Source organism: Paracoccus sp. PAMC 22219 (assembly GCF_000787695.1).
Classification (GTDB): Bacteria; Pseudomonadota; Alphaproteobacteria; order Rhodobacterales; family Rhodobacteraceae; genus Paracoccus.
Window position 1 is genome coordinate 1 of the sequence record NZ_BBPH01000137.1, and the last position, 9250, is coordinate 9250.

A 9250-nucleotide genomic window follows, 5' to 3' on the forward strand; every position below is an offset into this window, starting at 1 on the left:
CGACCGAATCCGCCCTTGATGAACCCGCGACCGACCAGCCTGCGGCGCAGCCCTTTGGCCCGCCGCCCCCGCCGGTGTGGTTCACCTTGTCCGGGACCGACGCGCAATACGACGCCTGTCGGTTGGCGCTGTCGGTGATGGGCGCACAGTTCCGCCCGCAGCCCCCCGTCACCGACCCGGACAACCGCGACTGCGGCATCGCCCGCCCGCTGCAGGTCAGCCGCATCCTGCCCGACGTCGCCCTGTCGGGCGAGCCGGTGATGCGCTGCGAGGCTGCGCTGTCGCTGGCCCTGTGGACGCGCGATTTCCTGCAGCCCGCCGCGGGGTTGCTGCCCGACACGCCCCGCCTGACGGCGCTGGAGACCGGCCCCGCCTATTCCTGCCGCGACCGCGTGGGTACCGGCGATGCCGATCCGAAACCATCGGAACACGGATATGGCAATGCGATCGACGTGATGGGGTTCCGGTTCGGCGACGGCGAACCGGTCCTGGTCCAGCCGCGCCAAGGCGATGGCGATGCTGCCGAAAGCTTTCAGCGCGCCGCGCAAAGCACGGGATGCCTGCTGTTTACCACGGTCCTGGGACCGGGATCGAACGCGGCGCATGACGACCACCTGCATCTGGACATGGCGGCGCGGAACGGCGGCTGGCGGCTGTGCGAATGACGCCTCAGCGGCTTTGGCGTTCCATGTCCAGATAGGTCGGATCGAACCGGGCCAGCATCGCCAGACCCTTCCAGTCCAGGATCGACACGTCCGCCCCCGACCAGCGCAGCAACCCGCGGTCACGCAGATCGCGCACCGCACGGTTCACATGGATGGGCGAATAGCCAAGGATGTCCGCCAGTTCCCGCTGCAGCAGCGGCAGGGAGAACTGGTGGTCCGCCGCGGCCCCGACTGCGTTCAGGCGGGTATAGACCTCGCACAGCAGATGGGCCAGATGCGCGCTGGACCGCAGTGATGCCGCCGCGACCAGCCATTGCCGGTGCACGGCCGCGTCGATCAGCGTGGCCATCCACAGCAGGCGGGTCAGGTGCGGAAAGTTCTCGGTGATCTCGACCAGCTCGTCATGGTCGACGAATTCGACCTCGGCGGCGCCGACGGCCACGACGGAATGCTCCAGCCCGGCCAGAACGAATCCGTGCAGATCAACGAAATCGCCGGGCACGTGCAGGGCGGTGATCACGCGTTCATCGGGCCGCCCGACCAGCCGGTGAGACCGTGCCGACATGCCGCGCAACATCATGCAGCTGCGTTTCGCCACCCGGTCGACCGGAACGATCACCTCTCCGGGGGCGAAGCTGACATGCTGGGTGCGCAAGGCGCGCAAGCGGGCCAGATCGCGTTCGGGCAGGCTGTCACGCCGTTGAAGGAAGCGGATAAAATATTCGGTTATCGCCATTCCGCCCCTCCTTCTAAGGCAGCCGGACAGTTGCAAATCGGGATTCTGGACGCAATGGCCGCCCCCCGCGTTCTAACATTGATTAAGCCAACGCGGCCAGCCATCCCTTGGTTTCACGCCCGCGCCCGCATCGGCAGGCGAAGCGCGGCGTCCAACGCGGCAAAGCTGCCGGGAATGTCCGGACAGCGGCGGGTCACGAACTCGTCCAGCTGCGGGTACAGGCGCACCGCCTCGTCCAGCTTGGCGTCCGATCCGGGCGCATAAAGGCCCGCCCGGATCATCAGCTCTGATTCGGCATAGGCGCCAAGCGCCGCCCGGGCGCGCCCGATGGCCGCATTCTCGAACGCGCTGGCGGCGTCGGGCAGCGACCGCGACACCGACCGCACCACGTCGACCGCTGGAAAACGGCCACGTTCCGCGATGGTGCGGTCCAGCACCACATGCCCGTCCAGCGTGCCGCGCAGGATGTCGGCCACCGGCTCCTCCATGTCGGACCCCGCGACCAGCACGCTGAAGATACCGGTGATGTCGCCCGCGCCTTCCGGACCGGGGCCGGCGCGTTCGGCCAGGGCCATGATCAGGTTGGACACCGACGGGGGAAAGCCGCGATAGCTGGGCGGTTCGCCCGCGGCGAGCGCAATCTCGCGATGCGCCTCGGCAAAGCGGGTGATCGAATCGGCCAGGAACAGCACGTGGCGGCCCTGATCGCGGAAATGCTCGGCCACCGCCATCGCGGCCCAGGCACAGCGTCGCCGGATCAGCGGCGACTGGTCCGAGGTCGCCGCGACGATCACCGCGCGGGCCATGCCTTCGGAGCCCATCGTCCTTTCGACGAACTCGCGCAGCTCGCGCCCGCGCTCTCCGATCATGGCGATCACCACGACATCGGCCTGCACGCCGCGCGCCATCTGCGACAGAAGCGTCGATTTCCCCACACCCGACCCGGCGAACAGGCCGATCCGCTGGCCTGCCACGATGGGCAGCAGCGTGTCAAAGACCGCCAACCCCGTGGCCAGCCGCGCCCCAAGCCGCTTGCGTGTCGCCGCGGGCGGTGCATCGGCACGAAAGCTGCGATGCGTCAGGCCGTGGGACAGCGGGCGGCCGTCCAGGGGCTGTCCCAACGGGTCGATGATCCGCCCGATCCACGCGTCGCAGGGGGCGATTCGCGGCGCGAAATCCAGCTGGACCTGGGCGCCGACCGACAACCCCTCGATCGGGCCTTCGGGCAGGATCTGGGCGGTGCGGGGCGACAGGCCCACGATCTCGCCGCCCAGATCGCCCGATTGCAGGGCGATTCGCACCCGATCGCCCACCGACGCACGCCCGTTCAGCCCCTCGACGGCGATCAGGCCCGCGCGGATCGACTGAACCCGCCCGTAATGCGTGGCCAGACGCAGCTGCGACAGCCGGCGCGCGATCGATTCAAGCTTGTCCATCCGATCTCCTTTCGCCGCGTGTCGAAAATCCGGCGGCTGAAACGGTTTCTAAACCAATTGGGGTTAAGACCGGGTTTATCGAGATTGAGGAGAAGCCTCATGTTTGAGAAGATCGAAATGCTGCGGATGGCCCGCGCCATGGGCCAGCACACGCAGGCCCGCCACATCGAGGTGGCGCGCAACATCGCCAATGCCGACACGCCCGGTTTCCGGGCGCACGACCTGCAACCCTTTGCCGAAACCTATCGGCGGGCCGAGGATGGCGGCACGCTGCGCGTGTCGAACGCCCGCCACCTGGACAGCCCGCAATGGTCCCCCGGCGGGGCGCGGGTGATCGAGGTCGCGGGGCCCGTGTCTCCGAACGGCAACTCGGTGTCGCTGGAGGAGGAGATGGTCCGCGCCGCCGAGGTCAAGAGCCACCATGACCGATCGCTGGCCATCTATCGATCGGGGCTGGACCTGCTGCGGTCCAGCCTGGGACGCAGGTAAGGAAACACCATCATGACCGATCCGCTTTCACCGCTGCGCATGGCAGCGTCGGGGATGCGTGCGCAGACCGAACGCCTGCGCCACACGTCCGAAAACATCGCGAACGCCGACACGCCCGGCTATCGCCGCAAGCTGGTGGCGTTTGAGGAGGCCGTCCGTTTCGGCCGCCCCACGGGCGAGGTCCAGGCCGGCCGCATGCGGCTGGACCAGTCGACGCTGCCGCAGATCCACGACCCGGCGCATCCGATGGCCGACCAGGACGGCTATTACGACGGGTCCAACGTCGATCTGGTGATCGAGCTGGCCGACGCCCGCGAGGCGGGCCGCAGCTACGAGGCCAACCTGCGCATGTTCGAACAGACCCGCCAGATGAGCGGGTCGCTTCTTGACCTCCTTCGCCGCTAGAAAGGCTGACCCATGATTTCCGGACTGAACGCCGCCAACGCCTATTCCGCCGCCCGCACCGCCGTGGCCCCCCAGCAGGGATCCGAAGCCCTGGCCCGCGTGGGTCAGGCGGCCGAGGATTTCGCCGCCCAGATGGCCCAGGTCGACCAGGTCGCCGCCGGTTCGATGACCGGCCAGACCAGCACCCAGCAGCTGGTCCAGACCATCGCCGAGGCCGAGCTGACCATGAACACGGTCGTGGCCATCCGCGACAAGGTCGTCGAGGCGTACCAGGAAATCCTGCGGATGCCCGTGTGATGAACGGGGGTGTGTGATGGGCGAAACGGTCCTTTTCGACATGCTGCGCCAGGCGCTGCTGATCTCGGTGCGGATCTCGGCCCCGCTGCTGGGGGTCGCGCTGATCGCGGGGGTGGTGATCGGCCTGTTCCAGGCGCTGACCTCGGTCCAAGAGATGACGCTGACCTTCGTGCCCAAGGTGGGGCTGATGCTGGTCGTGTTCTGGGTCTCGATGAGCTTCATGACCACCGCCCTTGCGGATTTCTACCTGGGCGAAATCATTCCCATGATCGCGGGCAGCTGAGATGGACAACGCAATCTATGCCAGCCTGTCGCGACAATCCGGCCTGATGGCCGAGATGCGCGTCGTGGCCAACAACATCGCCAACGCCAACACCACCGGATACCGGCGCGAGGGCGTGATCTTTGCCGAACACCTCTCCGCGCTGGACCGCCAAGGCGACACGCTGTCGATGGCCCATGCGCGCGGCCGCCTGCTGGACCTGCAGCAGGGCGGGCTGACGCAGACCAACAACAGCATGGACCTGGCCATCGAGGGCGAGGGGTTCTTTCTGGTCGAGGCGCCCGACGGGCTGCGCCTGACCCGCGCCGGCGCCTTCATCCCCTCGGCCGAGGGAGAGCTGATGACCGCCGACGGCCACCGCCTGCTGGACGAAGGCCAGGCCCCGATCATCCTGCCGGCGGGCGCCAATTCGGTGTCCATCGGCCCCGACGGCACGCTGTCGTCGAACGGCCTGCCCTTTGGCCGCATCGGCCTGTTCACCCCGCCCGAGGGCACCGACCTGACCCGCCAGAGCGGCACGGGCTTTGCCGTCGAGGGCGACCCGCAGCTGGTCGAGGAGGGCCGCATCCGCCAGGGCTTTCTGGAGGACAGCAACGTCGACCCGATCTTCGAGATCACCCGCATGATCGAGGTCCAGCGCGCCTACGAGCTGGGCCAGACCTTCCTGGATCGCGAGGATCAGCGGATCCGCGGCGCGATCACCGCCATGACCCGATAAGGAGCCACCATGAGAGCCCTGCAGATCGCCGCCTCCGGCATGAGCGCACAGCAGACCCGCGTCGAGGTCATCTCGAACAACCTCGCGAACATGTCGACGACCGGCTACAACGCCCGCCGCGCCGAATTCGCGGACCTGCATTACCAGCAGGCCGCCCGCCCCGGCAGCGTCACGGCCGCCGACGGCACGGTGATCCCCGCCGGGGTCCAGCTGGGCCTGGGCGTGCGCCCCACCGCGGTCAGCGTGAACCTGCAGCAGGGGGCGCTGGCGCAGACCGGCGGCGACCTGGACCTGGCCATCGAGGGCGACGGCTATCTGGAGGTGACGCTGCCTTCCGGGATCTCGGGCTATACCCGCGACGGCGGCCTGAAACGGTCGCCCGAGGGGCAGATCGTGACCTCGGACGGCTATCCGGTCGTGCCCGACATCACCATCCCCGAGGATGCCCGCGCCATCACCATCAACGCCGGCGGAGAGGTCTATGCCTATTTCGCCGACCGGGTCGAACCCGAACTGCTGGGCCAGCTGACCCTGGCCGGGTTCGCCAACGAAAAAGGTCTCGAGGCGATCGGGTCGAACCTGTTCATCGAAACGGCGGCCTCGGGCGGCCCGCAGGTCGTGAACCCCGGCGAAGACGGCCTGGGCACCCTGCGCCAGGGCTATCTGGAGGAAAGCTCTGTCGATGCGGTGCGCGAGATCACCGACCTGATCAAGGCGCAGCGCGGCTACGAGCTGAACGCCAAGGTCATCACCGCCGCCGACCAGATGCTCGGCGCGACGACGCAGGTGCGGTGATGCGCGCGCTGATCCTGATGCTGGCGCTGCTGCCGGGGGCGGCCTTCGCGGGCGGCCTGGGCGCGGCCCATACCCTGCCGGTCGGCCACGTGATCGCGGCGGGCGACCTGACGGTGATCGACACCGACCGGCCCGGCCTTGTGGATCCGTCCGCCGCGATCGGCATGCAGACCCGCATCACCATCTACGAAGGCCGGCCGCTGCACGCCAACATGCTGCAGGCGCCCCGCGTGATCGGCCGCAACCAGATCGTGCGCCTGCGCTTTCAGCGCGGCACGCTGCGGATCGACACCGAGGGGCGCGCCATGTCGGACGGCGCCGCGGGCGAACTGATCCGCGTCATGAACATGGGCTCGCGCAGCACGGTCACCGCCCAAGTGATGCCGGACGGCACGCTGGCCATCATCAATTGAGAGGAACGACGATGAAACCCGCCTATCTGCTGTGCCTGGCCCTTGCCGCCGCGGGCTGTTCGCGCGCCGCCAATATCGGCCAGGCGCCCGAGCTGACCTCGCCGCGCGACACCGAGGAATTCCTGGCGATGACGAACCCGCCGCTTAACCTGCCGCTGGATTCGGGCCGCCCCGAGGCCGCCGCGTCCCTTTGGGCCGGTACGCAATCCTCGCTGATCAGCGACAGGCGAGCGGCGATCCGCGGCGACATCCTGACCGTCGTGATCGAGATCGACGACGAGGCCACGATCAGCAACAGCAGCGGCCGCAACCGCTCCAGCAACGAGAGCCTGTCGATCCCGCAGATGGTCGGCATCCCGCAGCGCCTTGGCGAAAAGCTGCCCGAGGGCGCCAGCTTCGACAACCTGGCCGATGCGTCGTCGTCGTCATCCTATCGCGGCAACGGCAACATCTCGCGGCGCGACCAGCTGACGCTGCGTGTGGCGGCCACGGTCGTGGACACGCTGCCCAACGGCACGCTGCAGATCCAGGGCACGCAGGAGGTCCGCGTGAACTTCGAGCTGCGCGAACTGACCGTCAGCGGCTTCGTGCGTCCTGCCGACATCGATCGCAGCAACGAAATTGCCTATGACCGCATCGCCGGCGCGCGCATCAGCTATGGCGGCCGCGGCCAGATCACCGATGTGCAGCAGCCGCGCTATGGCCAGCAGATCGCCGACATCGTCCTGCCCTATTGAAGGTGTTCCCGTGATCAAGAAAATCATTCCCATCGCCCTGCCTCTGCTGGCCCTGGTCGGCGGCGCATTCGGCGGCGACATGCTGCGGACGCCTGCGTCCCCGTCGGAACCTGCAGCCGAAACCGCGGGCGCGGACGGTCATGACGCGGCGCCAGCCGATGACGGTCACGGCGGTGGCGAAGACCACGGCGGTGACGACCACGGCGGCGGCGGTGATCCCGCCGAGGCCGCATTTTTCCAGTTCCCCACCCAGTTCTTCGTTCCGCTGATGCGTCAGGGCGACCTGCGTGACGTGATGATCCTGACGGTGACCTTGCAGACAGACGGCGCCAGCCTCGATGCGCTGTCGAAAAAGGAGCACACCCTGCGCGATGCGCTGCTGCGCCAGCTGATGATCCACGCCAACACTGGCGGGTTCGACGGCAACTTCACCGCGGACCGCAACCTTGTCACCCTGCGCGAGGGATTGCTGCAGGCCGCCAAGACCGCGACGGACGTCCCCGTCACCGCCGTCCTGATCGAGGATATCGCCCGCCAGCCCGGCTGACCCGCTTGCCCTTGCCGCGCCTTCGGGCCAGAACCGATGACACCCGGAGCAGCCGCCCCGGGTGTCGGCATGTCTGGAGGGGCTTTTGCGCGCGCATCACGTGGTGATCCTGATGGCGACCTGGCAGGGGGCGCCACATCTGGGCACGCAACTGGACAGCATCGCGGCCCAGACCCATGCAGACTGGTCGCTGGTCGTGTCGGATGACGGATCGACCGATAGAACCCGGCAGATCGTGGAACGCTTTGCGGCGGACCGGCCTACCGGGCAGGTGCGGCTGGTCGACGGACCGCGCGCGGGCGCCACGCGGAATTTCCTGTCGCTGCTGGATCATGTGCCCCCCGATGCGCTGGCCGCGTTCTGCGACCAGGACGACCAATGGCTGCCGCACAAGCTGGCGCGCGCCGTGGCGGCCCTGCAGGGGCTGGCAGGCCCCGCCCATTACGCCGCAAGCACGATCATCACCGATGCGACCTGCGCCCCCTGGCCCCATCGCGCCGGTTCCTGCGGCCCTTGGGGTTCCGCAATGCGCTGGTACAGGCCTGCATGGCGGGCAACACCTCGGTCTTCAACCCGTCTGCCGTGGCGTTGCTGCAGCATGCGTCGCCGCACGCGGTGCGGGCGGGGGTGATCTCTCATGACTGGTGGGCCTATCAGGTCAGCGCGGGACACGGAGCGACGCTGATCCACGACCCCGAACCCGGGTTGCTGTACCGCCAGCACCCGCGGTCCGAGGTTGGGCGCAACGATACCCTGCCCGCGCTGACTGCGCGGCTGCGCAAGCTGATGGCCGGGCAGTTCGGGGGCTGGCTGCGGGCCAACTATGCCAGCCTGACGCCATTGGATCTTCCGCCCGACAGCCGGGCGACACTGGATCAGCTGGGCCGGATGCTGAACGGCACCGGGCCGCAGGCCATGATGGCAATGCGGCGCGGGGGGTTCTATCGTCAGACGCGACCTGGAACGACGGCCCTTGCACTATCGGCGCTGACCGGCGCCCTGCGGGCCTGATCGTTACTCGACGATCAGATCCGCATGCAGCGCGCCGGCTGAGTGGATCGATTTCAGGATGTCGATCATGTCGCGCGGCCGCACCCCCAAGGCGTTCAGCCCATCGACCAGATCCGACAGATTGGTCTCTCCGGCGACCTCGACAAAGCCGATGCCGGGTTCCTGGTTCACCTCGACGGCGGTCCGGGGCACGGTGACGGTCTCTCCCTGGGCGAAGGGGTTGGGCTGGGACACCAGCGGCGCCTCGGCGACGCGCAGGGTCAAGTTGCCCTGCGACACCGCCACGCGGGAAATCCGCACGCGTTCGCCCACCACGATGGTCCCCGACTTGTGGTCGATCACCACCTTGGCACGGTCTTCGGGCTCGATCAGCAGGTTCTCGATCCGGCCGACGACGCGGGCGGGATTCACGTCGCCCAGGCCGCGAAAGTTCACGACGACCGTACCGCTGTCCAGCGTCACGGCCAGCTGGCGGTTGAAATCGCGGTTGATCGCATCCTCGACCCGCGTGGCGGTGGTGAAATCGGCATTGCGCAGCGCGATGCGGATGTCGTCGATGCCGGCGAAATCGAACTCGACCTCGCGTTCGACGCGCGCGCCGACCGGGATGCTGCCGGTCGTGGGAACGCCCTCGACCACGCGGGCGGCATCGCCTTGCGCGGCCACGCCGCCCGCGATGATCGATCCCTGTGCCACCGCATAGATGTTGCCGTCCGCG

General features: G+C 68.2%; 15 protein-coding genes. 12 read left to right on the top strand and 3 right to left on the bottom strand.

The window, feature by feature from the left end; genetic code table 11:
- The coding region (locus tag TY51_RS14845) for an extensin family protein (RefSeq protein WP_042250820.1) at nucleotides 1-665 on the top strand (665 nt) is incomplete at its 5' end.
- A gap of 4 nt (nucleotides 666-669) precedes the next feature.
- On the opposite strand, the gene TY51_RS14850 is transcribed toward TY51_RS14845, so the two are convergent.
- Both TY51_RS14850 and TY51_RS14855 read right to left on the bottom strand, forming a co-directional pair.
- Complete coding sequence (locus TY51_RS14850) at nucleotides 670-1401, bottom strand: Crp/Fnr family transcriptional regulator (protein ID WP_042250823.1); 732 nt, start codon at nucleotides 1399-1401, stop codon at nucleotides 670-672.
- A 113-nt stretch (nucleotides 1402-1514) separates the two neighbouring features.
- Complete coding sequence (locus tag TY51_RS14855; protein WP_042250825.1) at nucleotides 1515-2837, bottom strand: FliI/YscN family ATPase; 1323 nt, start codon at nucleotides 2835-2837, stop codon at nucleotides 1515-1517.
- Nucleotides 2838-2936: 99 nt separating this feature from the next.
- Between TY51_RS14855 and TY51_RS14860 the strand changes: the two genes are divergently transcribed.
- The 11 genes from TY51_RS14860 (at nucleotide 2937) to TY51_RS20415 (ending at nucleotide 8532) form a co-directional block, all read left to right on the top strand.
- A complete protein-coding gene (locus TY51_RS14860; protein ID WP_042250826.1) occupies nucleotides 2937-3326 on the top strand; it encodes a FlgB family protein in 390 nt (129 codons plus the stop codon).
- Between the two features lie 12 nt (nucleotides 3327-3338).
- Nucleotides 3339-3731 (top strand): flagellar basal body rod protein FlgC, encoded by a 393-nt coding sequence (gene flgC, locus TY51_RS14865; protein WP_042250828.1) that lies wholly within the window; start codon nucleotides 3339-3341, stop codon nucleotides 3729-3731.
- Nucleotides 3732-3743: 12 nt separating this feature from the next.
- Nucleotides 3744-4028 (top strand): flagellar hook-basal body complex protein FliE, encoded by a 285-nt coding sequence (locus TY51_RS14870; RefSeq protein ID WP_042250831.1) that lies wholly within the window; start codon nucleotides 3744-3746, stop codon nucleotides 4026-4028.
- 16 nt (nucleotides 4029-4044) lie between these two features.
- Nucleotides 4045-4311: a flagellar biosynthetic protein FliQ gene (locus TY51_RS14875; protein ID WP_042250834.1), complete on the top strand. Its 267-nt coding sequence runs from the start codon at nucleotides 4045-4047 to the stop codon at nucleotides 4309-4311.
- 1 nt (nucleotide 4312) lies between these two features.
- A complete protein-coding gene (locus TY51_RS14880) occupies nucleotides 4313-5029 on the top strand; it encodes a flagellar hook-basal body complex protein (RefSeq protein WP_042250837.1) in 717 nt (238 codons plus the stop codon).
- 9 nt (nucleotides 5030-5038) lie between these two features.
- The gene (flgG, locus tag TY51_RS14885; protein ID WP_042250839.1) at nucleotides 5039-5824 is read left to right on the top strand and encodes a flagellar basal-body rod protein FlgG; all 786 of its coding nucleotides are present in this window, start codon (nucleotides 5039-5041) and stop codon (nucleotides 5822-5824) included.
- Nucleotides 5824-6237 (top strand): flagellar basal body P-ring formation chaperone FlgA, encoded by a 414-nt coding sequence (flgA, locus tag TY51_RS14890; protein WP_042250842.1) that lies wholly within the window; start codon nucleotides 5824-5826, stop codon nucleotides 6235-6237. Before flgG ends, flgA begins: the two co-directional genes overlap by 1 nt.
- 11 nt (nucleotides 6238-6248) lie before the next feature.
- On the top strand, nucleotides 6249-6974 hold the full coding sequence (flgH, locus tag TY51_RS14895) for a flagellar basal body L-ring protein FlgH (protein ID WP_042250844.1): 726 nt from the start codon (nucleotides 6249-6251) through the stop codon (nucleotides 6972-6974).
- 10 nt (nucleotides 6975-6984) lie between these two features.
- Nucleotides 6985-7521: a hypothetical protein gene (locus tag TY51_RS14900; RefSeq protein ID WP_052650283.1), complete on the top strand. Its 537-nt coding sequence runs from the start codon at nucleotides 6985-6987 to the stop codon at nucleotides 7519-7521.
- A 61-nt stretch (nucleotides 7522-7582) separates the two neighbouring features.
- Nucleotides 7583-8152 (top strand): glycosyltransferase, encoded by a 570-nt coding sequence (locus tag TY51_RS20410; protein WP_156118056.1) that lies wholly within the window; start codon nucleotides 7583-7585, stop codon nucleotides 8150-8152.
- Entirely contained in the window at nucleotides 8068-8532 is a 465-nt protein-coding gene (locus TY51_RS20415) for a hypothetical protein (protein ID WP_197054778.1), read from the top strand. Before TY51_RS20410 ends, TY51_RS20415 begins: the two co-directional genes overlap by 85 nt.
- Before the next feature lie 3 nt (nucleotides 8533-8535).
- Here the strand turns inward: TY51_RS20415 and TY51_RS14910 are convergent.
- Nucleotides 8536-9250: flagellar basal body P-ring protein FlgI (locus TY51_RS14910; RefSeq protein WP_042250846.1), on the bottom strand; the 715-nt coding region annotated here is incomplete at its 5' end.

Bases quoted from the DNA above. Each gene is read 5' to 3' on its own strand.
- TY51_RS14850 (WP_042250823.1), bottom strand. From the start codon at position 1,401: ATGGCGATAACCGAATATTTTATCCGCTTCCTTCAACGGCGTGACAGC.
- TY51_RS14855 (WP_042250825.1), bottom strand. From the start codon at position 2,837: ATGGACAAGCTTGAATCGATCGCGCGCCGGCTGTCGCAGCTGCGTCTG.
- TY51_RS14860 (WP_042250826.1), top strand. From the start codon at position 2,937: ATGTTTGAGAAGATCGAAATGCTGCGGATGGCCCGCGCCATGGGCCAG.
- flgC (WP_042250828.1), top strand. From the start codon at position 3,339: ATGACCGATCCGCTTTCACCGCTGCGCATGGCAGCGTCGGGGATGCGT.
- TY51_RS14870 (WP_042250831.1), top strand. From the start codon at position 3,744: ATGATTTCCGGACTGAACGCCGCCAACGCCTATTCCGCCGCCCGCACC.
- TY51_RS14875 (WP_042250834.1), top strand. From the start codon at position 4,045: ATGGGCGAAACGGTCCTTTTCGACATGCTGCGCCAGGCGCTGCTGATC.
- TY51_RS14880 (WP_042250837.1), top strand. From the start codon at position 4,313: ATGGACAACGCAATCTATGCCAGCCTGTCGCGACAATCCGGCCTGATG.
- flgG (WP_042250839.1), top strand. From the start codon at position 5,039: ATGAGAGCCCTGCAGATCGCCGCCTCCGGCATGAGCGCACAGCAGACC.
- flgA (WP_042250842.1), top strand. From the start codon at position 5,824: ATGCGCGCGCTGATCCTGATGCTGGCGCTGCTGCCGGGGGCGGCCTTC.
- flgH (WP_042250844.1), top strand. From the start codon at position 6,249: ATGAAACCCGCCTATCTGCTGTGCCTGGCCCTTGCCGCCGCGGGCTGT.
- TY51_RS20415 (WP_197054778.1), top strand. From the start codon at position 8,068: ATGGCGGGCAACACCTCGGTCTTCAACCCGTCTGCCGTGGCGTTGCTG.